Raw genomic sequence first — 22,764 nt, forward strand, 5'->3', positions numbered from 1 at the left:
CCGACTCGTGGCCGACATCCAGATCCCCGCTGACATCAAGCCCGCCGACGGACGCTTCGGCGCTGGCCCCTCCAAGGTGCGGACCGAGGCGCTGGACGCCCTCGCCGCCACCGGCACGTCCCTCATGGGCACCTCCCACCGCCAGGCCCCCGTCAAGAACCTGGTCGGCAAGGTGCGCGAGGGCATCGCCCAGCTCTTCTCGCTCCCCGACGGCTACGAGGTGGTCCTCGGCAACGGCGGCTCCACCGCCTTCTGGGACATCGCCACCCACGGCCTGATCGAGAACAAGTCCCAGCACCTGAGCTTCGGCGAGTTCTCCTCGAAGTTCGCCAAGGCGGCCAAGCTCGCCCCCTGGCTGGCCGAGCCCACGATCATCGCCACCGACCCGGGCACCCACCCCGAGCCGGAGGCCGAGGCGGGCGTGGACGTCTACGCCTTCACCCACAACGAGACCTCGACCGGCGTGGCCATGCCCATCAAGCGGGTCGAGGGCGCCGACGAGGGCGCCCTGGTCCTGGTGGACGCCACCTCCGGCGCCGGCGGCCTCCCGGTCGACGTCGCCGAGACCGACGTCTACTACTTCGCCCCGCAGAAGTCCTTCGCCTCCGACGGCGGCCTGTGGATCGGTCTCTTCTCGCCCGCCGCCATCGAGCGCGCCGAGCGCATCCACGCCTCCGGCCGCCACGTCCCGGAGTTCTTCAGTCTCCCCACGGCGATCGACAACTCCCGCAAGAACCAGACGTACAACACCCCGGCCCTCGCCACCCTGTTCCTGCTGAACCAGCAGCTGGAGTGGCTCAACGGCCAGGGCGGCCTCGACTGGTCCACGGCCCGCACCAAGGACTCCTCGACCCGCCTGTACACCTGGGCGGACGAGTCCAAGTACGCGACGCCGTTCGTCGCCGACCCGGCCAAGCGCTCCCAGGTCATCGGCACGATCGACTTCTCCGACGAGATCGACGCCGCCGCCGTCGCCAAGGTCCTGCGCGCCAACGGCATCGTCGACACCGAGCCCTACCGCAAGCTGGGCCGCAACCAGCTGCGCATCGCGATGTTCCCCGCGATCGACCCGGCGGACGTCGAGACCCTGACGAAGTGCGTCGACTACGTGATCGAGAGGCTCTGACTCCCGGACCCGACGCGAGGACGGTGAAGGGCGCCCGGCGAACACCGGGCGCCCTCGCCGTTCACGACGCCGTACAGGTCAGGCTCGGCACGCTGCCGCCCCCGGGTGCGCCCCCGAAGCCGAAGCCGGCCGAACCGCCGGCCGGGATCGACCCGTTGTGGTCGGCGTTCGTCACCGTCACGGTCGAACCGCTCTGCGCGTACGTGGCGTTCCACATGTTGGTGACCTTCTGGGAGCCGCTCCAGGTCCAGGTCACCTTCCAGGACGTGATGGCCGTGGTGCCCGTGTCGGTCACCGTCACCTGGGCGTTGAAGCCGCTGCCCCAGTCGTCGGTGACGGTGTACGCCGCGGTGCAGGCCGGGGTGGATCCGCTGCCGCCGTCGTCACCGCCGCCGTCGTCCCCCCCGCCCGCCGGGAAACCGGGCGCCTTGACGCTCGCCAGGTAGCCGTCCTTGACGGTGTCCACGGTCTGCCAGTCGTCCTTGAGGATGCCGCCGGTGTCGCCGGAGTCGGGATTCCAGGACCAGAAGGTCCACTGGAAGCTGTCGGCGCCGTACGTCGACGTCGGACGGAGGTAACTCACCAGCGCTGACAGCCACTTCTGGTCCACCGTCGACTGGAGCGTGGTGCCGAACTCGCCCACCCACACGGGCGCGATGTTCTGCTTGAACAGGTATCCCCAGTACGTGTCCCAGATGCCGGGCATGTTGGCGGGGAAGGACGGGGCGCTGAACCAGGTCTGCTGGGCGACGCTGGTGGCGTAGTCGTGGGCGGAGTACACGAGGCGGTCGGCGACGTCGAGGCGGACCGGGTACTGCCCGGCGCCCATCAGGTTGCCTCCCCACCAGCCGGAGACGCCGTCGAAGGTCTGGATGCCCTCCACGAAGATCAGCAGGTCGGGGTTGACGGACAGGACGGCGTTGCCGGCCCGCTCGGCGGCCAGGCGCCAGTCGGTCGACTGGTCGCCGCAGCCCCAGCAGGCCGGATCGTGGGGCTCGTTGTGCAGATCGATGCCGATGACGGCGTCCTGACCCCGGTAGCGGCCGGCCAGCGCCTTCAGGTCGGCGATCCAGGTCGACTCGGGGACGGCGGAGGTGTACCAGAGGGCCGACTGGCCGCCGGAGTCCGGCCGGTGGCGGTCGAGGATGACCTTCAGGCCGTCGCGGCCCGCGTACGCCACGATCTTGTCCATGATCTGAAGGGGGGTCAGTCCCTGCAGATCGGTGTTCATGCCGTTGAAGTTGATGCTGTCCGCGGTCGTGCCGGCCTTGAAGATGTCGTCGCTGTAGGGCAGCCGGATGGTGTTGTAGCCCAGCGACCTCATCTGGTCGATCATGCTCTTGTAGTCGCGGGACCACAGGCCGTGGGCCACGTGGTTGCCGGTCTCGAAACCGAACCAGTTGATGCCGGCGATACGGACCGGGTTCCCGGCCGCGTCCAGGATCTGGCGTCCGCTGGTGTGCCAGTAGCCGGCGCCCGCCGCCGTGCCGGCGGCCTGGGCGGCGTGGGCTGCCGTCGGCGCGGCGAGACCGGCGCCCACCCCCAGCGGTATCAGGAGCGCCGCGGCGGCCGTGCACAGCGCTCTTCGCAAACTGCGGAACATGTCGCTGCTGTCCTCTCGGAGGCGCGGGCCGGAACAGAATGGGAGCGCTCCCATATCCCGCGTCACCATGGAACGCGAATTGACGGAGGCCCGTCAAGACCGTCGACGCAGCATCCGCCCCAGGCCGAACACCGCGACCGCCGCCACGACGACCGCGACCGCGCCCGTCTTCAGCTCGCCGGAGAGGCCCCCGCCGTTCCCCCCGGACGCCTGCGCGCCCGGGCCGCGGGCGCCCGGGGACGGCTTCGCGGCTCCACCGCCGCCGGGTGCCGGCTCCGCCTGAACGGGGCTGTCCGCTCCCTCGCTGCCGTACATCAGCTTGGTGCCGTCGGTGCTGTACGTGACCGACTCGCCCTGCCTCTGCAACGGCACCTCCAGCCTGCCCTCGCGCTTGATCCTCCCGCCGTTCCAGTCGTAGTGGATCCCGCCGAAGTAGCCGCGTACGGCCAGTTGGGTGCCGTCCGGGGAGAAGGCCGCGTCGGTGGCCCACAGGTCGACCGGCGCGATGGGCTTGAAGACGTTGGTCCCGGTGGGCGACAGACGGGCCGGCCCCTCGAACAGGTGACCGCCGTCCTCCTTCTTGTCGATGATGTACACCCGCCCGGTCTTCGGGTGCACGACGAGCGACTCGGCGTTGCGGGGGCCGTCCGCGTACTTCACCACGTACTGCGTGGCCCGGATCGTCTGGTTCTTGAGCACCTTCGGTTCGGGCAACCGGTATATCCACACATACGGCCAGGTGCCGTCGCGGTTGTCGCCGATGTCGCCGACGTAGATCTGGTTGCCGGGGCCGATGGAGACGGCCTCGACGTCGCGGGGGCGGCCGATGCCGCTGAGCGTGACGGTGGCGACCGTTCTGCCGGTCCTGGAGTCCACGGCGTAGAGGTAGGGGCCGTCGTCGCTGTCGTTGTGCGTCCAGTAGACGCCCGGGTGCAGGCGTGAGGCGGCCAGCCCGCTGGACTCCTTGATCCGTGGGTCCTTGATGGTGAAGCCGCCGTCCCCGTCGGCGGCGGAGGCGGGCGCGGCGGGCAGGGCGAAGGCGCCCACGAGGAGGGCTCCGGCGAGGAGGGCGAACGGTCGGCGCATCCCTCAAGCCTGCCATTGCACAGGCCCGTTCACATGAGGTGGCAGGCCTCACATCGCACGCGCCGCGCCGATCGTCCATCATGAGCGGATGCTCAGGTTCATGCCCGTCGGCGACTCCATGACGATCGGCAGTGCGGGGGAACACACATGGCGTCACCGGCTGTGGCAGCACCTGTGCGCGACGTACGGCGGCCCGTTCACCTTCGTCGGGCCGCGCGAGACGCTCTACGACAAGACGGCCGACGCGCCGACCTCGTACGCCTACGCCGACCCCGGCTTCCCCCGCGCCCATCTGGCCGGCTGGGGCGAGGGCTGGCTGCACATGGCGCCGCTGATCGGCGGGGCGGTGCGGGAGTGCCGCGCGGACGTGCTGCTGGTCTCGCTGGGCCTGATAGACCTCGGCTTCTACACGAACGCCGAGCAGACGGCACAGAACGCACGGGTGTTCGTCGCGGGCGCGCGGGAGGCGAACCCGCGCATCCGCATGGTGCTGCTGCCGGTGATCCCGAACATCCGGGCGGAGGCGGACCAGCTCTTCGCCACCCAGGTGGACCTCTTCAACGCCCTGCTCGCGAAGGCGGCCGCCGACCTGGACGAGCCCCGTTCGCCCGTCCTGCTCGCCTCCCCTCCCGAGCCGTACGACATCCACACCGACACCTACGACGGCACGCATCCCAACGCGCGCGGCGAGCACCGGATCGCGGGGGCCTTCGCGGGGGCGATGTGGGAGGCGTGGGGGGTCGGACAGCCGTACGCGGCCGGAACGTGCTGACCGAATTCCGGCGTGTCCTGGTCACTGTGCGTATCGTTGTACTGCGCGGCTGCACCTGACCGTGGTGCGGCCGGGGAGGAGCGCGACCGTGACCGTCCTTGAAGACAGGATCGAGATGGCCGACGCCGACGCCAACACCGAGCGTCTGGACGAGTGGTTCGAACGTCTTGAGCGCATGCCCGTCCCCGAGGGATACAAGGTCGAGATCGTCGGGGGCAACGTCCACATGACGCCGCAGCGGGACACTCACTGGAACATCACCTTTCGGATCGCAGCAGCTGTCGCGGCCAAGTTCGGGATGGACAGGGTGTTCTCGGACGTCCGCATCGACTTCCCGGGCCACGAGAACGGCCTCTGCCCCGACGTCGTCCTGCTCAAGGACTCGGCGAAGAAGGACGGAACAGGCCACTGGCGCTACCAGGACGTCGTGTTCGTCGCCGAGGTCATCTCCCAGGGCACCGCCGCCAACGACTACGGTCCGAAGAGGTTCGCCTATGCGGAGGCCGAGGTCCCCCTCTACGTCGTCGCCGATCCCTACCAGGGCCGGTGCCACGTCTACACCGACCCCAAGCAGGGCGACTACGACGAGCCGACGAGGGTGGATTTCGGCAGCGCCATCGATCTCACCGGCACCGTGGTCGACCTCGTGCTCAAGACGGACGGCTTCCCCCGCGACTGACGGCGTACCGGCCCGATCCCCCTTGCCTAGAGCGCACTCCACGCCGTTGGCTTGGAGACCATGAAGTACACACAGCTCGGACGCACGGGCCTCAGGGTCAGCCGACTCGTCCTCGGGACGATGAACTTCGGGCCGCAGACCGACGAGGCCGACAGTCACGCCATCATGGACGCGGCGCTGGACGCCGGGATCAACTTCTTCGACACCGCCAACGTGTACGGGTGGGGCGAGAACAAGGGCCGTACCGAGTCCATCATCGGCAACTGGTTCGCCAAGGGCGGCGACCGGCGCGACAAGGTCGTGCTCGCCACCAAGGTCTACGGCAACATGGGCCCCGACGGCGAGGCCTGGCCCAACCACGACAAGCTCTCGGCCCTCAACATCCGGCGCGCGGTCGACGCCAGCCTGAAGCGGCTGCGGACCGACTACATCGACGTCTACCAGTTCCACCACATCGATCGCAGCACTCCCTTCGAGGAGATCTGGCAGGCCGTCGACGTCCTCGTCCAGCAGGGCAAGATCCTCTACGTCGGCTCCTCCAATTTCCCCGGCTACAAGATCGCTCAGGCCAACGAGATCGCGGCCCGCCGGGGCGGCACCATCGGCCTGGTCAGCGAGCAGTGCCTGTACAACCTCGCGGAGCGCCGCGCCGAGATGGAGGTCATCCCGGCGGCCCAGGACTACGGCCTCGGCGTCATCCCCTGGTCTCCGCTGCACGGCGGGCTGCTGGGCGGGGTCATCAAGAAGGAGGTCCAGGGCGGGCGCCGCGCGTCCGGGCGGGCCGCCACCACGCTGGCCGACCCCGCCGCCCGCGCGCAGATCCAGTCCTACGAGGACCTGCTCGACAAGCACGGGCTGGAGCCCGGCGAGGTCGCGCTGGCCTGGCTGCTCACCCGGCCCGGAGTGACCGGTCCGATCGTCGGCCCGCGCACCGCCGAGCAGCTGGCGTCCGCGCTGCGCGCCGTCGAGCTGGAGCTGGGCGCGGAGCTGCTGGCCGAGCTGGACGAGATCTTCCCGGGTACCGGGCCGTCCCCGGAGGCCTTCGCCTGGTGAGACCGGCCGGTCACCGACCGACCGCGGCGGCCGTGCTCGGGATGCCGGGTGTGCTCGGCGTCACTTGCCGAGCGCGGCCGCCACGGCGACGACGGCGAGCATCAGCACGAGCGTGACGGCCATGATCCGGTTCCGGGTTTTCGGGTCCACGTATCGAGACTAACCGGCCCCGCCGAGTGCCCAGCGGGCGACCGCCTCGTAGCGGGGCCGCTCGCCCTCGATGCCCGACTTCGGCAGGTTGCTGCGGACGAGGAGCAACTCGTCCACCGTCCAGGTGCGGCTGGTGAACGCCGTGAGCACCTGGACGTGCGGCCGTACGTCCGTGACGTACCGGCCGCGCGCCACCGTCAGGTGGGCCTGGTAGCGGCGATGCTCCCCCATCTCCACGCCTGCCCTGCGCGCCGCGGCCTCCACGCGCTCGGCGAGGAACCCCATGGTGCGCAGGTCGCCGTCCGCGCCCGCCCACAGCACCTTGCCGCGGCCGAACTGGCCGCCGCCGCGCAACGCGAGTCTGAAGGGTTCGGTGCGGTGCGCGGCCCTGCCCAGCCGCTCCGACAGCTCCGGCAGCAGTTCCTCGCCGACCTCGCCGTAGAAGGCGAGCGTGAAGTGCCACCCCGGGCGCCCGGTCCAGCGCAGCCGGTCCGCGCCGGGCAGCTTCTTCAGGGCGTCGATCTCCTGCGCGAGCGCGCCGAGGACGTCCTCGGGGGGCAGTACGGCGGCGAAGAGTCTCATGGGGCCAGTGTCCGTCGCCGGGCGCCTGGAAGACGCGCGTCCTGGCACCGTGCCTATCGTCGTACTGCTTGCGGCTGTACTCGCCCGCTGAGGGAAGCCGGGGCACCCGGCGGCCTCACGCCGCCGGGGCCAGCTCCTCCCTGGGGACGAACCGCACCCGCGGGTGTCCGCGGTGCCAGCCGACGGCCAGGCGCAGGCCGCCCACGCGGGCCAGGACCATACCGATGGTGACCGAAGCGGTGAGCGAGACGGCGCCGCCGAGCGCGAAGCCGGTCCGGGCGCCGTAGGCGTCGGTGACCCAGCCGACCACGGGGGCGCCCAGCGGTGTGCCACCCACGAAGACCATCATGAACAGGGCCATCACCCGGCCGCGCATGGCGGGGTCGGTGGACATCTGGATCGCGGTGTTCGCCGTGACGTTGACCGTCAGGCCGAAGATGCCGATGGGGGCCATCAACAGCGCGAACAGCCAGTACGACGGGGCCAGCGCGGCCACGATCTCCAGGGCGCCGAAGGCGGCGGCCGCCGCGATCAGCACACGCAGCCGGGCGGTGCCGCGGCGGGCCGCGAGCAGGGCGCCGATCAGGGAGCCGACCGCCATCACGGTGTTGAAGAGGCTGTAGGCGCCGGCGCCGGCGTGGAAGACGTCGTCGGCGTACGCCGACAGCCACACCGGGAAGTTGAAGCCGAAGGTGCCGATGAAGCCGACCAGGACGATCGGCCAGATCAGGTCGGGGCGTCCGGCGACGTAGCGCAGGCCCTCACGGAGCTGGCCCTTGCCGCGCGGCGCACGCTCGACCACGTGCAGCTCACGGGCGCGCATCAGCAGCAGGCCGACGATCGGGGCGACGAAGGACAGGCCGTTGGCGAGGAACGCCCAGCCGGTGCCGACGCCGGTGATCATCAGCCCCGCGACGGCGGGACCGATCAGGCGGGCGGACTGGAAGTTCGCCGAGTTCAGGCTGACCGCGTTCTGCAGCTGCTTCGGGCCGACCATCTCCGAGACGAAGGACTGGCGGGCCGGGTTGTCGACGACAGTGGCGAGGCCGACGGCGAAGGCGGCCAGGTAGACGTGCCAGACCTGGACGTGGCCGGTGAGCGTGAGCACGGCGAGCACCAGGCCGGTGAGGGCCATCGAGGACTGGGTGACCAGCAGCGCGGGCCGCTTGGGCAGACGGTCGACGAGGACGCCGCCGTAGAGGCCGAAGAGCAGCATCGGCAGGAACTGCAGGGCCGTGGTGATGCCGACGGCGGCCGAGGAGCCGGTGAGGGAGAGCACCAGCCAGTCCTGGGCGATGCGCTGCATCCAGGTACCGGTGTTGGACACGACCTGGCCCAGGAAGAACAGGCGGTAGTTCCTGACCTTCAGTGAGCTGAACATCGAGGTCCCGCGGGCGGCACGGGAGGTGTCCGGGGAGTCGTGGGTGTGCGAGGAGTCGTAGGGGTTCGGTGCGGGGACGGAAGCTGCTCCGGGTCCCGTACTCAAAGGGGTTCGCCTCCTTCTGGCCGCTCGTGCGCCTCGGGGGACGTGCTCCGTACGTCCCCGCGGCCCACTCGCCGGCCTACGTGCTTCACAGATGCGCGAGCTTTTCCAGCACGGGGGCGGCCGCGCGCAGTTTCGCCCACTCGTCCTCGTCGAGGGCCTCGATCAGGCCGGCCAGGAAGACGTTCCGCTTGCGGCGGCTCTCCTCGAGCATGGTCTCGGCCTGCTCGGTCCTGGTGACGACCTTCTGGCGCCGGTCCTCGGGGTGCGGCTCCAGCCGGACCAGCCCCTTGGCCTCCAGCAGGGCCACGATGCGGGTCATCGACGGCGGCTGCACGTGCTCCTTGCGGGCGAGCTCGCCCGGCGTGGCGCTGCCGCATCTGGAGAGGGTGCCCAGCACCGACATCTCGGTAGGGCTGAGCGACTCGTCGACGCGCTGGTGCTTGAGCCGACGGGACAACCGCATCACAGCGGATCGCAGGGAGTTCACGGCGGCGGCGTCGTCGCCATGGCTAAGGTCCGGCATGTTCTTTAGAGTAACTCATTACTCTCGCTAAAGACCACCGGAGACACGCACGCGTGCGGTGACTCTGACCACTACCGGTCACAAACGTCACTCATATGGGTGATCCACGTGCGGAACGTGACACACCGCGTGGAAGTGTGCCGCGACCCTCGACTGCATGGGAACCGATGTGCTCAGCCTGCGCATGGACCGCGAGCTGCTGGAGCGGCTCCGGTGCCATGCCGCGAAAAGAGGAATGAGCGTCCAGGACTATGTCGTCCGGACGCTCATCCGCAATGACTTCGACGAGCGGTTCCAGGCCGCCGTCGAGGAGACGGAGCGCTTCTACGGCGTTCCCTGACCCCCGGCGCCGGAATCCCCTCGGCGGCGGGGACCCCGGCACCGGCCGGGATCGTCCTCGACGGCCCGGGTCGCCCCGGCCGCCGGGATCAGGTCAGGCCGAGCGCCGGCATCAGGTAGTAGAAGGCGAACACCGCCGCCACCACGTACATCGCCCCCGGGACCTCGCGGCCGCGGCCGGCGGACAGGCGCAGCGCCACGAAGGTGATGAAGCCCATGCCGATGCCGTTGGTGATCGAATAGGTGAACGGCATCATCAGCATCGTCACGAACGCCGGGACGGCGATCGTGTAGTCCGCCCAGTCGATCTCCTTGACTGCGCCGGACATGATCAGGAAGCCGACCGCGACCAGGGCCGGGGTGGCCGCCTGGGACGGCACCATCGTGGCGACCGGGGTGAGGAAGAGCGCCACCGCGAACAGCGCGCCGGTGACGACGTTGGCGAAGCCGGTGCGCGCTCCCTCGCCGACGCCGGCCGTCGACTCCACGAAGCAGGTGGTGGCCGAGGAGGAGCTGGCGCCACCGGCGGCGACGGCGACGCCGTCGACGAAGAGGACCTTGCCGATGCCCGGCATCTGCCCCTGGGCGTCCGTCAGCTTGGCCTCGTCGCCGACGCCCATGATCGTGCCCATGGCGTCGAAGAAGCAGGACAGCAGCACGGTGAAGACGAACAGGACGCCGGTCAGTACGCCGACCCGGTCGAAGCCGCCGAACAGGCTGACCTTGCCGATCAGGCCGAAGTCGGGGGTGGACACGGGGTTGCCGGGCCACTTCGGGGTGGTCAGGCCCCAGGACGGGATGTGGGCGACGGCGTTGACGACGACGGCCACGACGGTCATGGCGACGATCGAGAGCAGGATCGCGCCGGGCACCTTGCGCACGATCAGGGCGAGGGTGAGCAGCACGCCCAGCACGAAGACGAGGACCGGCCAGCCGTTGAGGTGACCGTCGGCGCCCAGCTGGAGCGGGACCGTGGTGTGGGCGGCGTCCGGGATCCGGGAGACGAAGCCGGAGTCGACGAGGCCGATCAGCATGATGAACAGGCCGATGCCGATGGAGATGCCCTTGCGCAGACCGAGCGGCACGGCGTTCATGACGCGCTCGCGCAGCCCGGAGGCGACGAGCAGCATCACGACGAACCCGGCCAGGACGACCATGCCCATGGCGTCGGGCCAGGTCATGCGGGGCGCGAGCTGGAGTGCGACGACGGTGTTGACGCCGAGTCCGGCCGCGAGCGCGATCGGCACGTTGCCGACCACACCCATGAGGAGGGTGGTGAAGGCCGCGGTCAGGGCGGTGGCGGTGACGAGCTGGCCGTTGTCGAGCTGGTGCCCGTACATGTCCTTCGCGCTGCCGAGGATGATCGGGTTCAGCACGATGATGTAGGCCATCGCGAAGAAGGTGGCGAAGCCGCCTCGGATCTCCCGGGGCAGCGAGCTGCCGCGCTCGGAGATCTTGAAGTAGCGGTCGAGGGCGCCGTACGCGGGCGGCGTTCCCGGCTTCTCGGGGGCGGGGACCTTGGCGGTGGCCGAGGTGGACATGCAGATGACCTCAGGGATGCGGAAGTACGGGGTACCGGAGGTGGAACAGATGCAAACGCGATCGAGTCTCGCCGTCTTCGATCACCAACAGGTCTCCCCCACGTTGCTGTTGGGGTTTCATACGAAGAAAAGCGGCCAGACTCAGACCGTTTCAGTATGAACATATGAACCGGCAAATGGCTAATCTGCGCGCGTAGATACGCCTGGGCCCTCGGACCGCGGTGGACGCACGGGCCCCACGGGCCGACCCGGGGGCGGGCCCACGTACCGCCCGGAGCGGACCCCAGATGCGGGCCCCGGGGCCGGGCCTGCCGGCCCGGTGGCGGGCCGTAAGCTGAGCGCATGGCGAAGTGGACCCCCAAGCACGAGGCGCCGGAGCCCCTGGAGGGCCCCGTGGTCGCCACCATCACCGGCGGCACGATCGTCTGGTTCGTCCTCTTCCTGGTGCAGCTCCCCTTCTACGACTGGTTCGCCGACCGCGGCCACGCCTGGTGGCTCTGGACCTGCCTGGCCGGTGCGGGCCTCGGCCTGATCGGCATCTGGTACGTCCGCAAGCGCGACGCCGCGATCAAGCGAGCGGCCTCCGCCCCCGAAGCCCCACGCCCGCAGCGTCCGGCGTCGGCGGAGTAACCCCCCGCGGCCTCCCGGAGCGGACCCCGCCGGAGAGCCGGCCCCGTCCCCGCCGGAAGGCCGGCCCCGTCCCGGCCGACGAGTACGGCGAGCGGGCGAAGGTCAACGAGTGAAGGCACGCGTCCGCACGTACCGTCGATTGCATGGCCCACACCGACGCGGGCGCGGAACTGGACCCCGTGCACCCCGTCCCCGTGCCTCATCCCGTTCCGCCGAACCAGGTGACGCGGGCGGAGGGGCTGACCGGCGCCGAGGTCGCCGAGCGTCTCGCCCGCGGCGAGGTCAACGACGTACCGGTGCGCAGCAGTCGCTCCCTCGCCGACATCGTCCGCGCGAACGTCCTCACCCGCTTCAACGCGATCATCGGCGTGCTCTGGCTGATCATGCTGTGCGTCGCCCCGATCCAGGACAGCCTCTTCGGCTTCGTCATCCTCGCCAACACCGGCATCGGGATCCTCCAGGAGTGGCGGGCGAAGCAGACCCTCGACTCGCTCGCCGTCATCGGCGAGGCGCGCCCGACGGTCCGCCGCGACGGCACCGCCGTCGCGATCTCCACCTCCGAGATCGTCCTCGACGACGTGATCGAGGTCGGACCGGGGGACAAGGTCGCCGTCGACGGCGCCTGCGTCGAGGCCGACGGGCTGGAGATCGACGAGTCGCTGCTCACCGGCGAGGCCGACCCCGTCGTCAAGCGGCCCGGCGACCACGTCATGTCCGGCAGCTTCGTCGTCGCGGGCGGCGGGGCCTTCCAGGCCACCCGGGTCGGCCGCGAGGCCTACGCCGCCCGGCTCGCCGAGGAGGCCTCCCGCTTCACCCTGGTCCGCTCCGAGCTGCGCACCGGCATCTCGACCATCCTCAAGTACGTGACGTGGATGATGGTGCCGACCGCCGTCGCGCTCGTCATCAGTCAGCTCGTGGTCAAGGACACCGACCTGAAGGCCTCCCTGGCCCGCACCGTCGGCGGCATCGTGCCCATGGTCCCCGAAGGGCTGGTCCTGCTCACCTCGGTCGCCTTCGCCATCGGTGTGATCCGGCTGGGCCGCAAGCGGTGCCTCGTCCAGGAACTGCCCGCCATCGAGGGGCTGGCCCGCGTGGACACCGTCTGCCTGGACAAGACCGGCACGCTCACCGAGGGCGGCATGGACCTCACCGAGCTGAGGACGCTGAACGGCCACGAGGAGTCGTACGTACGCCAGGTCCTCGGCGCCCTCGGCGAGTCCGACCCGCACCCGAACGCCTCCCTCCAGGCGATCATCGACGCCTGCCCGAACACCGAGGAGTGGCGGTGTGTGGAGTCGCTCCCCTTCTCCTCCGCCCGCAAGTACAGCGGGGCCGGCTTCGAGGGCAACGGCGAGTCCAGTACGTGGCTGCTGGGCGCGCCGGACGTCCTCCTCCCCGCCGACGACCCCGCCCTCGCCCAGACCAACCAGCTGAACGAGCGGGGCCTGCGCGTCCTGCTGCTCGCCCGCGCCGTCCGCGAACTGGACGACACCGAGGTCGCCCGCGACGCCGTGCCCGCCGCGCTCGTCGTCCTGGAGCAGCGGCTGCGGCCCGACGCCGCCGACTCCCTGCGCTACTTCGCCGAGCAGGACGTCCGCGCCAAGGTGATCTCCGGTGACAACGCGGTCTCCGTGGGCGCGGTGGCCGCCAAGGTCGGTCTCGCCGGCACCGCCGTCGACGCCCGCCGGCTGCCCGCCGAACGGGAGGCGATGGCGCGCGATCTCGACGAGGGGACCGTGTTCGGGCGAGTCACCCCGCAGCAGAAGCGGGACATGGTGGGCGCGCTCCAGTCGCGCGGCCACACGGTCGCGATGACCGGTGACGGCGTGAACGACGTCCTCGCCCTGAAGGACGCCGACATCGGTGTGTCGATGGGCTCGGGTTCGGAGGCCGCCCGGGCGGTCGCCCAGATCGTGCTGCTGGACAACAGCTTCGCCGTGCTTCCGTCGGTGGTCGCGGAGGGGCGGCGGGTGATCGGCAACATCACCCGGGTGGCGACCCTGTTCCTGGTCAAGACGGTCTACTCGGTGCTGCTGGCCGTGCTGGTGGTGTGCTCACAGGTGGAGTACCCGTTCCTGCCGCGGCACCTGACCCTGCTGTCCACGCTCACCATCGGTGTCCCCGCCTTCTTCCTGGCGCTCGCCCCGAACACGGAACGGGCCCGGCCCCACTTCGTCCGGCGGGTCATGCGCTACGCGGTGCCCGGCGGGCTGGTGGCGGCCGCGGCGACGTTCGCGACGTATCTGATCGCCCGCCACCACTACACCGGGCCGGACGCGCTCGACGCGGAGACCAGCGCCGCCACGCTCACCCTCTTCCTGGTCGCGATGTGGGTGCTGGCGATCATCGCCCGCCCCTACACCTGGTGGCGGATCGCGCTGGTGGCCGCGATGGGCGTGGCCTTCGTGTGCGTGCTGGCCGTGCCCGCGCTCCAGCACTTCTTCGCGCTGCGGCTGGTGGGGACGGCGATGCCCTGGCTCGCGGTGGGCACCGCCGTGGTGGCGGCGATCGTCCTGGAGTTCCTGTGGAAGCGGGCCGGCCGCCACTTCCCCGTCTGAGGTGTGCCTACCGCCCGCAGCCGATCTCGCTCATGTCCGCCGGGTCGGCGGGACCCCGGCCGCTGAATTCGACCGCCTCGACAACGCCCGTCCGGCCCCCAGCGCCCGCCCCCGACCCGAGGTCCGACCGCTACCCGGATCCCAGCCTCTGACCGGCGTCCGCCCCCTGCGCGACGCCCGGGCTCTGGGCGGACGCCCTCACAGGGACCCCCCACTCACCGCGACCACTCCCATGCCCGGCACGAACTCAGAGCCTCAGTCGAACCAGCGGTCGCGGGCCAGTTCCTCCGTGCGGGTCGGGTCCTCCAGCAGGGCGGCCACCTCGAAGCGGCGGGGCCACTGGCCCGACGCCCAGGCGAGACCGGCGGCGACGCCCTCCAGGGTGGCCGCGTGCAGGACGCCGTCGGAGGTGAGACGCCAGTCCAGCTCGGTGGCGTCGACGACGAGTTCCTCGTGCTCGACGTACGTGGCGGGCGTGCGCGGGCCGAGCAGGACCCGCACCGCGTCCGGTACGTCGTGCTCGGTGCCCTCGGAGTCCACGGACCCGGTGATCGACTCGCTCAGCCGCCGCACCTGGAACAGTTCGGCCAGCTCGGCGGCCCGTGACGGCGGTACCGGCAGCAGCGGAACGCCGGAGGTGAACGGCAGCAGGTCCGGGGAGTCGCACACCACGGCGTCGGCGGCGTCCACGACCTCGACCCGCCCGTCGACCACGGCCCGCAACTCGTCGGGCAGGGTCACCTGCTCCGGGTCCAGCTCGGCGAGTGCGCCGTAGAGCGCGTGCAACTGCGTGGAGGTCACCGGCCGACCGGGGTCGGCGAGCCGGTCGAGGAGTTCGGCGGCGCCGCCCGGCTCGTCGAGCAGCGCGGCGACGGAGGTGCGCACGCCGAGCGCCCGCAGCACCTGCTCGTCGTCGAAGCCGGTGGCGTCGGCCTCGTCGTACAGGCCGCGCAGCAGCGGGTCGGATCCGGCGGCGCGCAGGCCGGCCGGGCGGCGCCCGCCGAGCACCGGGTGCCCGCGCAGCCACCAGGCGGTGTACGACCGTACGACCTCGTGGGTGCCGTCCGGCAGCAGGATCCGCACCGGCTGGACGAGCGCGTCCCGCAGCGGGGGCCGGGACAGCAGCGCCAGGGCCCGGGGCCACTGGTCGTCGTCGACGAGGTCCAGGTCGCGCACGGCGACGATCTCGGTGGCGACCGGCGGCACCGGGGTGTCCGGGAAACGGTCCAGGACGTCCTCGCACCACACGTCGACGGCGTCGAGCAGTCCGGGGTCGTCCGGCTCGGGGAAGTCGCTCTCGCGCGGCTCCAGTTCGTCCGGGTCGAGGACGACGTCCGTGGCCCGGACGAGCGCGAAGTCCACCAGGACGCCGCAGGCGGCCAGCGGCCGCTCCCCCCACTTGTCGGCCAGTTCCCGGTCCACGGACGGGAGCTCGCCCTCGCGCATGACCTGGGCGAACGGGCCGTCGGGGAAGACCAGTTCACCGGCCGGGGCCAGTTCGCCGTCCTCGTCGGGCAGGGCGAGCGCACCGAGCCAGGGCTCGTCGCCCGGCTCCAGGCCCGCGTCCCGGACCAGGGTGAGCACGGTGTCGGCGAGTTCCTCGGCGTCCGGGGTGTCCTCGTCCCAGCCGCCGGCGTCCTCGTCGAGGGAGGCGGCGACCGCGGCCCGCACCTGCGCGGTGGTGAGCACCGCCCGCGGGGTCGCGGGCAGGGCGCCGAGCTTCTGGAGGACCGGGTGGGCGGCGTCGGGGTGGGCGACCTTCAGCCCGAGCCGGGCCAGCACCTCCGGGTCGGCCGGGGCGTCGTCGGGGGTGGGCAGCAGCACCTGCCGGGGCCCGATCGTCGTACGGCCGTCGGCCAGGGGCACCGGCAGCCCGGAGAGCCGGTCGGGGTCGACGCCCGCCAGGCTGTCGTACAGCCGCTGCCACCAGCCCGGCTCCTTCTCCAGGCCGGCCAGCCGGTCGATCGCGTCGGTCAGCGGCAGCCGGGCCACGCCCAGCGTGCGCAGCTCCGCGCGCCGCTCCAGCCCGGCGGGCAGCAGGGTGGGCAGCACCCCGGCGAGCACGCGCACGGTGTCGGCGCCCGCGCCCTCGATCACCTCGGCGTCGCGCGGCCGCAGCGACTCGGGCAGGTCGGTCTCGTGCGCCCTGGGCGGTGCGGCGGGCGGCAGGAACGAGGTGCGGGCCAGCCGCTCGAGGATCGCCTGCCGCAGCGCCCCGTCCAGTTCGCCCTTGCCCAGCGGGCCGGGCACCAGGTCGATGATGCCCTCGGCCACCGGACGCCACTCGGCGAGGAGACCGGCGTAGGCGTCGGCGGCGCGCTGCACCAGGAAGTCGGTGAGCGGTCCCGGCGCGGTGTGCCGGCGGGTGGTGTCCAGCGGGAACGAGGCGATGAGCAGCGCCGGGACGCCCAGCGGCTCGTCGCTCGGGGTGGGTGCGTGCACCACGGGGCCGGTACGCGGGCGGACCGGGTTGCCGTAGGCGTCGACGGGCACGGCCCAGGTGACCGACCAGTGAGGGCGCAGCCGCTCCTCCACCGGGCGGTCGGCGAGCAGGTCGGGCGTGAGGGGGCCGTGGGCGGAGGAGGTGCGCCAGTGGGTGATGCCGTCGCGGCCGTCCTCGACGACGGTGAACGCGCCGTCGGTGCGCCGGCTCAGCGTGCGCGGGGCCTCGTCGCCGATCTCCACCACGACCTCCTCCAGCCCGGGCAGGGCGAGGAGCAGGGCGTCGTCGACGGCGTGCAGCAGCCGTTCGGCCAGGTCGGCGGCGGCCGTGTCGCGCAACGGCAGGATGACGACCGTGTCGTAGGGGTCGGGGGCGGTGCCCTCGGCGGCGAACGGCAGCCGCAGCAGCGGCACGTGCCCGTCGCGGCGGCGGATCTCGTCGCCGAGGCCGGGGCTGTGCCGGGCGGTCTCCTCGGCCAGGTCGCGGGCCTCGGCCAGGGACCAGCGCACCCCGCCGTGCCGGCCGACCACCGCGGGCTCGTCGGTGACGGCGAGGACGGCGGCGAAGCCGACGCCGAAGCGGCCCACGGAGGGTGCCGCCGCGCCGGCGGTGTCCCGCTTGGCGGAGGCGCGCAGCGTGGCCAGCGACTCCACGCCGGCCGCGTCCAGCGGGGCGCCGGTGTTGGCGGCGAGGAGGACGCCGTCGCGCAGCGTGAGGCGCAGCCGGCCGGGCACGCCCGCGCGGGCGGCGGCGTCGGCGGCGTTCTGCGCCAGCTCGACCACGAGCCGGTCCCGGTAGCCGCCGAGGACCAGGTCCTCCTCGGCGTTGGCGTCCTCGCGGAACCGGGCCGGGCTGGCCGCCCAGGCGTCCAGCACACCGCGCCGCAGGCGCACGGTCCCGAACGGATCGCCCCCGGCGGACGGCTGCACCAACATGCTCACGTTGTTCATTCTCCTCACGAGAGAGCAGCCCGTCCGGCGCTCGAGGACGAGGCCGTCGAGGCCGACGGGGGGCTGGGGGCAGCGCCCCCAGGGACACGAACCGCGACGCATCCGCGCAGACGCACCCGCGGGAGAAACGCACCGGGGCTACGAGTGTCCCAGCTCCGCCGTGTCCTCGTCGGAGACGTCGGGCACCGAGCCGGAATCCTTGGCCGGCCGCAGCGGGAACGGGTCCACCCGCGTCTCGTCGATCACCGGCGGGGCCGGCCGGGGCGGCTTCGGCATGACCGCGGCCTCGGAGTGTCCGCCGCAGCCGTAGGCCAGCGACACGATGTGCCCGTCGGCCGGGGAGAACTCGTTGGCGCACACCCCGAAGGCCTGGCCCAGGGAGCCGCCGACCGGCACCAGGAAGCCGCAGGTCACGCAGGACGCCGGGGCCGCCTGCGCCATCGGGGTCTTCGCGCCGTACGCCTCCTCCCAGCGGTCGGCCGCGACATGCAGGCCGTAGCGGGACAGGACCCGGGCGCGGCGCATGCCCAGTTCCTCGGCGACGGCCGCGATGGAGCCCCGCGAGGGCGCCGCGGGCAGGTTCTTCGGCGGGCCGGCGGTGACGTCGGCGTCCTCGGCCTCCGCCAGCTCGGCCATGTCGCCGGAGACGGCGGCGTTCGGCGCGGGTTCGTCCTCGCCGGAGAAACCGGGCTCCAGCCGGAGGTCATCGGCGTCGGTGGGCAGCAGGTCGCCGGGGCCCATGTCGCCGGGGCGCAGCCGCTCGCTCCACGGCACCCACTCGGGGGCCAGGAGCGCGTCGGGGCCGGGCAGCAGGACGGTCTCGTCCAGGGTGACGATCTTCGCGCGGGAGGCGCGGGCCACCGTCACCGCCCAGCGCCAGCCCCGGTAGCCGAACTCCTTGCACTCGAAGAAGTGCGTGACGACCCGGTCGCCCTCCGAGACCAGGCCCACCTGCTCGCCGACGACGCCGGGCGCGGCCGCCTCCTCGGCTGCGGCGCGGGCGAGGTCGACGGCCTCGGCGCACAGGCGGTCGGGGGTGCGGCTTCGCGTGCTCGCTGCGCTCACAGGTATCGCTTCTCTCCTACGCCGTCTTCCGGGTGCGCCGGCCTGAAGGCGGCGGGGCGGGCGGAGCGGACCCGTGGACCGCGTCGACGTCCGCGCCCGATCGCGCTCGGGCGCACCTACGTCATCCATTCTGCGGTATGCACGTAAGGCGCGCGGCCGAGAACGTTCGCCACGGCGCGCTACGCACGCTACCTTCTCGCTGCCGCTGGGCCTACACCGGCGGTTGACTCGCCACCGGCCGACGAGCGGTTTCCGGGGGTACGGGGCTGGGCCCGTCGGGGGCCGGTCGGCCCGATCCATGACGTAATGGCGCTACTTGCGGCCGTCTCGGGGCACTATGACGGAGTGGCAGCCGCGAGGACGCCCCAGGAGACCGCCGGGCTCGGTGAGCCGGAGGGGTTGAACGGGAGCAGCAGCCGGGGGAGTGGTTCGGGCCGGTTCGGCGGGCCCGTCCGCGCGGTCGGCCGTGCCCTGCGCCGTCCGGTCGCGGCGACCGTCCGCGGCATCCGCCGGGTCACCCACGCGCACGGCGCGGGTGAGTCCGGGCTCGGCAAGCTGATCGAACTGCACGCGGTGAACGGCGCCGGGGACGTCATGGTCACCGTCGCGCTCGCCTCCACCGTCTTCTTCTCCGTCCCCACCGACGAGGCCCGCGGGCGGGTCGCGCTCTACCTCGCCATCACGATGGCGCCGTTCACGGTGCTCGCGCCGGTGATCGGCCCGCTGCTGGACCGGCTGCCGCACGGGCGGCGCGCCGCGATGGCCGCCGCGATGCTCGCCCGGGCGCTGCTCGCGCTGGTCATCGCGGGCGCGGCGGCCGGCGGCAGCCTGGAGCTGTATCCGGCGGCGCTGGGCGTCCTGGTCGCGTCCAAGGCGTACGGGGTGGTCCGCAGCGCTGTCGTGCCACGGCTGCTGCCGCCGCGTTTCTCCCTGGTGAAGGCGAACTCGCGGGTGACCCTCGGGGGTCTGCTCGCCACCGGGGTGGCCGCGCCGGTCGGGGCGGGGCTGCATCTGCTCGGTCCCCGCTGGCCGCTCTACGGCGCGTTTGTGATCTTCGTCGCGGGGACGTTCCTGTCGTTCTCCCTGCCACCGAAGGTCGACTCGGCCAAGGGTGAGGACCGGGCGCTGCTCTCGGCGGACGAGCAGCACCTGCACGGGCCGAGCACCAGGCCGCCCAGGCGGCCCGGGCTGCGCACCGTCGGGCCGGCCGTCACGCACGCCCTGGCCGCCAACGCCGCGCTGCGCTGCCTGTCCGGCTTTCTGATCTTCTTCCTGGCCTTCCTGCTGCGGGAGCACCCGCTGGCCGGTCAGAGCGCGGCGGTGTCGCTGGGCATAGTGGGGGTCGCGGCGGGCGCGGGCAACGCGCTCGGCACGGCGGTCGGGGCGTGGCTGCGGTCGCGGGCCCCGGAGATCATCATCGTGACGGTCGTCGCGGTCGTGCTGGGCGCGGCGATCACGGCCGCGGTGCTGTTCGGCACGTTCCTGGTGACCTGCCTGGCCGCGATCGCCGGTTTCGGACAGGCGCTGGGCAAGCTGTCCCTGGACGCCCTGATCCAGCGGGACGTGCCGGAGCTGGTGCGCACGTCGGCGTTCGCGCGCTCCGAGACGCTGCTGCAGATGTCCTGGGTGTTCGGCGGCGCGATCGGCATCGTGCTGCCCCTCAACGGGGTGCTGGGCCTGTCGGTGGGCGCCGCGATCGTCGCCGCCGGCTGGATCCCCACGGTCCGCGGTCTGCTGGCCTCGGCCCGCCACCACAACGCCCGCCGCCCCGAGCCGGCCTGACCGCCACCGCCCGGCCGCACCTGGGAACATCCCCAGGCGACAGCCCCAGGCGACAGCCCCAGGCGACAGCCCCGGGCCACGCCGGCCTTGCACCACGGGCCCTCGCCCACGCCTGCCACCGCTCCGGAACGGCCCGACGGCACGGCGCACGCCCGCCCCGGGGCGGGTCGCTGCGCGGCGGTGGCGTCGGCTCCTCCGGTCGGGGTGCGGCACGCCGTACCCCCGCGTGGCCGGGCGGCTGGAGGTGCCCGATAGCCTTCGGCCATGACCTCGCTGCAATCCGCTGTGCGACGCCGCCGCGCCGTCGCCGCCGCCGGTGCCGTATCCGCCGGACTGCTCGCCCTGTCGGCCTGCTCCGAGCCGACGCCGATCGCCACGATCACCGTCGGCGACGACTCGGTGCACTCGGAAGCCACCTGCTACAACGACGGCAAGGCGATCAAGACCTCCGACCTGCCGAAGTGCCTGAAGTCGGACGAGACGATCAAGGTGGACCCCACCGAGACCGTCCGGTTCGGTGTCGACCCCGACATCGCGGACAAGGGCTGGACCATCCTGATGAACGGTCAGCCGCTGGTCGAGTCCACCAAGAAGACCTACCAGACCATTCCGGGCAGCGTGTTCTTCAACGCCCAGTACGGCGCCAGCGGCGACTCGACGTGGGTGGCCATCGCGCAGGGCGAGAAGAGCCCCACCGGCGTGTGGTCCTTCAAGCTGCAGAAGGCCTCCTGACCGGGTCCCGCCCTCGGTGACCTTCGTACGTGTCCTCGTCGCCACCGCGGTCCCGGCCGAGCGGGACGCGGTGGCACAGGCGTTCTCCGGGCCGGCCGCGCGGGAGGTGCCGCTGCCCGGGGCGACGCTGCACCGGCTCGCGGGACCGGCCGGCTCCTGCCGGTTCGACCTGCTGGCCGCCGGGGTCGGCCCGGCGCTCGCCGCCGCCTCCACCGCCACGGCGCTCACCGCCGCCGCGCTGACCGGCGCCCCGTACGATCTCGCCGTGTCCGCCGGTATCGCGGGCGGCTTCGCGCCGGACGCGACCGCCGCACGGGCGCCCGGCGCGGCGTCCGGGGCCCCCGTCGGGTCGCTCGTCGTCGCCGACGAGATCACCGCGGCCGATCTGGGCGCCGAGACCGGCGACGGGTTCCTGCCGGTGACCGGACTCGGCTTCGGCACCATCACGCACCGCCCGCCCGAATCACTCGTACGGGCGATCGCGGCCGCGACCGGCGCGGCCACCGGCACCGTGCTGACCGTCTCGACCGTGACCGGCACCGCCGCCCGCGCAGGGGACCTGCGCGCGCGCCACCCTCACGCGCTCGCCGAGGCCATGGAGGGCTTCGGCGTCGCCGAGGCGGCGGCGGCACACGGCGTCCCCGTGCTGGAACTGCGCGCGGTCTCCAACGCCGTGGGCCCGCGCGACCGCGCCGCCTGGCGGATCGGCGCCGCCCTGACCGCCCTGACCGAGGGCTTCGGGAAGATCGCCCCCGTACTGGAGAGTTGGAACCCCCATGAACTCTGAGCACCGGCGACTGCGGATCGCCTACTCGCCCTGCCCCAACGACACCTTCGTCTTCGACGCCCTCGCCCACGGCCGCGTCCCGGACGCGCCCGCGCTGGACGTCACGTTCGCCGACATCGACATCACCAACGGCATGGCCGAGCGCGGCGAGTTCGACGTGCTGAAGGTGTCGTACGCCGTGCTGCCCTACGTCCTCGGCGAGTACGTGCTGCTGCCCGCCGGCGGCGCGCTGGGCCGGGGCTGCGGGCCGCTGGTGCTCACCCGCGAGCCGCAGGCCGAACTGACGGGCCGTACCGTCGCCGTGCCGAGCGAGAGGTCGACGGCGTACCTGCTGTTCCGGCTGTGGGCCGCGGACACCGTCCCCGGCGGGGTCGGGGAGATCGTGGTCATGCCGTTCCACGAGATCATGCCGGCCGTGCGGGACGGGAAGGTGGACGCCGGGCTGGTCATCCACGAGGCCCGCTTCACGTACCAGAACTACGGCCTGCACAAGCTCGCCGACATGGGCGAGCACTGGGAGGACACCACCGGCCTGCCGATCCCGCTCGGCGCGATCATCGCCAAGCGGTCCCTGGGCACCGGGACGCTGACCCGGCTCGCCGACTCGATCCGGGCGTCCGTGCGCGCCGCCTGGGACGACCCCGAGGCGTCCCGGCCGTACGTCATGGAGCACGCCCAGGAGATGGACCCCGCCGTCGCCGACCAGCACATCGGCCTGTACGTCAACGAGTTCACCGCCGACCTCGGCCCCGACGGCTACGCGGCGATCCGCGGGCTGCTCACCCGCGCGGCGGCCGAGGGACTCCTTCCGCCCCTCGGTCCCGACGCGCTCGCCTTCCCCTGAGGGCGGCCTCGCGGGGACATCGAGGCGGTTCCT

The 22,764-nt window shown here is 72.4% G+C and carries 19 protein-coding genes; 11 read left to right on the forward strand and 8 right to left on the reverse strand.

The window, feature by feature from the left end; translation table 11 throughout:
• Positions 1-7: 7 nt before the first annotated feature.
• Positions 8-1,126, forward strand: coding sequence for a phosphoserine transaminase (gene serC, locus ACWDUZ_RS21585; protein ID WP_451633406.1), 1,119 nt, complete (start codon positions 8-10; stop codon positions 1,124-1,126).
• Between the two features lie 61 nt (positions 1,127-1,187).
• Here the strand turns inward: serC and ACWDUZ_RS21590 are convergent, their stop codons facing one another.
• Both ACWDUZ_RS21590 and ACWDUZ_RS21595 read right to left on the reverse strand, forming a co-directional pair.
• A complete protein-coding gene (locus ACWDUZ_RS21590) occupies positions 1,188-2,729 on the reverse strand; it encodes a cellulase family glycosylhydrolase (RefSeq protein ID WP_451633407.1) in 1,542 nt (513 codons plus the stop codon).
• A gap of 93 nt (positions 2,730-2,822) precedes the next feature.
• A complete protein-coding gene (locus ACWDUZ_RS21595; protein ID WP_451633408.1) occupies positions 2,823-3,815 on the reverse strand; it encodes a WD40 repeat domain-containing protein in 993 nt (330 codons plus the stop codon).
• 88 nt (positions 3,816-3,903) lie between these two features.
• On the opposite strand from ACWDUZ_RS21595, the gene ACWDUZ_RS21600 reads away from it, so the two are divergent.
• The 3 genes from ACWDUZ_RS21600 (at position 3,904) to ACWDUZ_RS21610 (ending at position 6,319) form a co-directional block, all read left to right on the forward strand.
• Entirely contained in the window at positions 3,904-4,587 is a 684-nt protein-coding gene (locus tag ACWDUZ_RS21600) for a GDSL-type esterase/lipase family protein (protein WP_451633409.1), read from the forward strand.
• An 88-nt stretch (positions 4,588-4,675) separates the two neighbouring features.
• On the forward strand, positions 4,676-5,266 hold the full coding sequence (locus ACWDUZ_RS21605; protein WP_451633410.1) for a Uma2 family endonuclease: 591 nt from the start codon (positions 4,676-4,678) through the stop codon (positions 5,264-5,266).
• Between the two features lie 60 nt (positions 5,267-5,326).
• Complete coding sequence (locus tag ACWDUZ_RS21610; RefSeq protein WP_451633411.1) at positions 5,327-6,319, forward strand: aldo/keto reductase; 993 nt, start codon at positions 5,327-5,329, stop codon at positions 6,317-6,319.
• A 159-nt stretch (positions 6,320-6,478) separates the two neighbouring features.
• On the opposite strand, the gene thpR is transcribed toward ACWDUZ_RS21610, so the two are convergent.
• The 3 genes from thpR to ACWDUZ_RS21625 form a co-directional block, all read right to left on the reverse strand.
• Positions 6,479-7,051, reverse strand: a complete 573-nt coding sequence (gene thpR / locus ACWDUZ_RS21615) for an RNA 2',3'-cyclic phosphodiesterase (RefSeq protein ID WP_451633412.1) — start codon at positions 7,049-7,051, stop codon at positions 6,479-6,481.
• A gap of 115 nt (positions 7,052-7,166) precedes the next feature.
• Complete coding sequence (locus ACWDUZ_RS21620) at positions 7,167-8,537, reverse strand: MFS transporter (protein WP_451633413.1); 1,371 nt, start codon at positions 8,535-8,537, stop codon at positions 7,167-7,169.
• Positions 8,538-8,622: 85 nt separating this feature from the next.
• Positions 8,623-9,060 carry a MarR family winged helix-turn-helix transcriptional regulator gene (locus ACWDUZ_RS21625; RefSeq protein WP_451633414.1) on the reverse strand — a complete coding sequence of 146 codons (438 nt, stop codon included), beginning with the start codon at positions 9,058-9,060 and terminating at the stop codon, positions 8,623-8,625.
• A gap of 157 nt (positions 9,061-9,217) precedes the next feature.
• Between ACWDUZ_RS21625 and ACWDUZ_RS21630 the strand changes: the two genes are divergently transcribed.
• On the forward strand, positions 9,218-9,400 hold the full coding sequence (locus ACWDUZ_RS21630) for a ribbon-helix-helix protein, CopG family (RefSeq protein ID WP_358863641.1): 183 nt from the start codon (positions 9,218-9,220) through the stop codon (positions 9,398-9,400).
• 88 nt (positions 9,401-9,488) lie between these two features.
• Here ACWDUZ_RS21630 and ACWDUZ_RS21635 read toward each other — a convergent pair whose 3' ends face one another.
• Positions 9,489-10,940 (reverse strand): NCS2 family permease, encoded by a 1,452-nt coding sequence (locus ACWDUZ_RS21635; protein ID WP_451633415.1) that lies wholly within the window; start codon positions 10,938-10,940, stop codon positions 9,489-9,491.
• A gap of 342 nt (positions 10,941-11,282) precedes the next feature.
• Between ACWDUZ_RS21635 and ACWDUZ_RS21640 the strand changes: the two genes are divergently transcribed.
• Together ACWDUZ_RS21640 and ACWDUZ_RS21645 are read left to right on the forward strand one after the other, a co-directional pair.
• Positions 11,283-11,570 carry a DUF2530 domain-containing protein gene (locus tag ACWDUZ_RS21640; RefSeq protein ID WP_451633416.1) on the forward strand — a complete coding sequence of 96 codons (288 nt, stop codon included), beginning with the start codon at positions 11,283-11,285 and terminating at the stop codon, positions 11,568-11,570.
• Positions 11,571-11,713: 143 nt separating this feature from the next.
• The gene (locus tag ACWDUZ_RS21645) at positions 11,714-14,128 is read left to right on the forward strand and encodes a cation-translocating P-type ATPase (protein WP_451633417.1); all 2,415 of its coding nucleotides are present in this window, start codon (positions 11,714-11,716) and stop codon (positions 14,126-14,128) included.
• A 255-nt stretch (positions 14,129-14,383) separates the two neighbouring features.
• Here ACWDUZ_RS21645 and ACWDUZ_RS21650 read toward each other — a convergent pair whose 3' ends face one another.
• Entirely contained in the window at positions 14,384-17,506 is a 3,123-nt protein-coding gene (locus ACWDUZ_RS21650; protein WP_451633477.1) for a sacsin N-terminal ATP-binding-like domain-containing protein, read from the reverse strand.
• Between the two features lie 153 nt (positions 17,507-17,659).
• Positions 17,660-18,586: a DUF3027 domain-containing protein gene (locus ACWDUZ_RS21655; protein ID WP_451633418.1), complete on the reverse strand. Its 927-nt coding sequence runs from the start codon at positions 18,584-18,586 to the stop codon at positions 17,660-17,662.
• Between the two features lie 345 nt (positions 18,587-18,931).
• Between ACWDUZ_RS21655 and ACWDUZ_RS21660 the strand changes: the two genes are divergently transcribed.
• The 4 genes from ACWDUZ_RS21660 (at position 18,932) to ACWDUZ_RS21675 (ending at position 22,731) form a co-directional block, all read left to right on the forward strand.
• A complete protein-coding gene (locus ACWDUZ_RS21660; protein ID WP_451633419.1) occupies positions 18,932-20,368 on the forward strand; it encodes an MFS transporter in 1,437 nt (478 codons plus the stop codon).
• 264 nt (positions 20,369-20,632) lie between these two features.
• Positions 20,633-21,100: a DUF2771 domain-containing protein gene (locus ACWDUZ_RS21665; protein ID WP_451633420.1), complete on the forward strand. Its 468-nt coding sequence runs from the start codon at positions 20,633-20,635 to the stop codon at positions 21,098-21,100.
• 16 nt (positions 21,101-21,116) lie between these two features.
• Complete coding sequence (locus ACWDUZ_RS21670; protein WP_451633421.1) at positions 21,117-21,887, forward strand: futalosine hydrolase; 771 nt, start codon at positions 21,117-21,119, stop codon at positions 21,885-21,887.
• Entirely contained in the window at positions 21,877-22,731 is an 855-nt protein-coding gene (locus tag ACWDUZ_RS21675) for a 1,4-dihydroxy-6-naphthoate synthase (protein ID WP_451633422.1), read from the forward strand. Before ACWDUZ_RS21670 ends, ACWDUZ_RS21675 begins: the two co-directional genes overlap by 11 nt.
• Positions 22,732-22,764: the final 33 nt, after the last annotated feature.

It is taken from the genome of Streptomyces sp. NPDC003393 (genome assembly GCF_053589015.1).

Excerpts from the sequence above, each read along its gene's own strand:
- ACWDUZ_RS21590 (WP_451633407.1), bottom strand. The coding sequence starts at position 2,729 with ATGTTCCGCAGTTTGCGAAGAGCGCTGTGCACGGCCGCCGCGGCGCTC.
- ACWDUZ_RS21595 (WP_451633408.1), bottom strand. The coding sequence starts at position 3,815 with ATGCGCCGACCGTTCGCCCTCCTCGCCGGAGCCCTCCTCGTGGGCGCC.
- ACWDUZ_RS21600 (WP_451633409.1), top strand. The coding sequence starts at position 3,904 with ATGCTCAGGTTCATGCCCGTCGGCGACTCCATGACGATCGGCAGTGCG.
- ACWDUZ_RS21610 (WP_451633411.1), top strand. The coding sequence starts at position 5,327 with ATGAAGTACACACAGCTCGGACGCACGGGCCTCAGGGTCAGCCGACTC.
- thpR (WP_451633412.1), bottom strand. The coding sequence starts at position 7,051 with ATGAGACTCTTCGCCGCCGTACTGCCCCCCGAGGACGTCCTCGGCGCG.
- ACWDUZ_RS21625 (WP_451633414.1), bottom strand. The coding sequence starts at position 9,060 with ATGCCGGACCTTAGCCATGGCGACGACGCCGCCGCCGTGAACTCCCTG.
- ACWDUZ_RS21630 (WP_358863641.1), top strand. The coding sequence starts at position 9,218 with ATGGGAACCGATGTGCTCAGCCTGCGCATGGACCGCGAGCTGCTGGAG.
- ACWDUZ_RS21635 (WP_451633415.1), bottom strand. The coding sequence starts at position 10,940 with ATGTCCACCTCGGCCACCGCCAAGGTCCCCGCCCCCGAGAAGCCGGGA.
- ACWDUZ_RS21640 (WP_451633416.1), top strand. The coding sequence starts at position 11,283 with ATGGCGAAGTGGACCCCCAAGCACGAGGCGCCGGAGCCCCTGGAGGGC.
- ACWDUZ_RS21645 (WP_451633417.1), top strand. The coding sequence starts at position 11,714 with ATGGCCCACACCGACGCGGGCGCGGAACTGGACCCCGTGCACCCCGTC.
- ACWDUZ_RS21650 (WP_451633477.1), bottom strand. The coding sequence starts at position 17,506 with ATGTTGGTGCAGCCGTCCGCCGGGGGCGATCCGTTCGGGACCGTGCGC.
- ACWDUZ_RS21665 (WP_451633420.1), top strand. The coding sequence starts at position 20,633 with ATGACCTCGCTGCAATCCGCTGTGCGACGCCGCCGCGCCGTCGCCGCC.
- ACWDUZ_RS21675 (WP_451633422.1), top strand. The coding sequence starts at position 21,877 with ATGAACTCTGAGCACCGGCGACTGCGGATCGCCTACTCGCCCTGCCCC.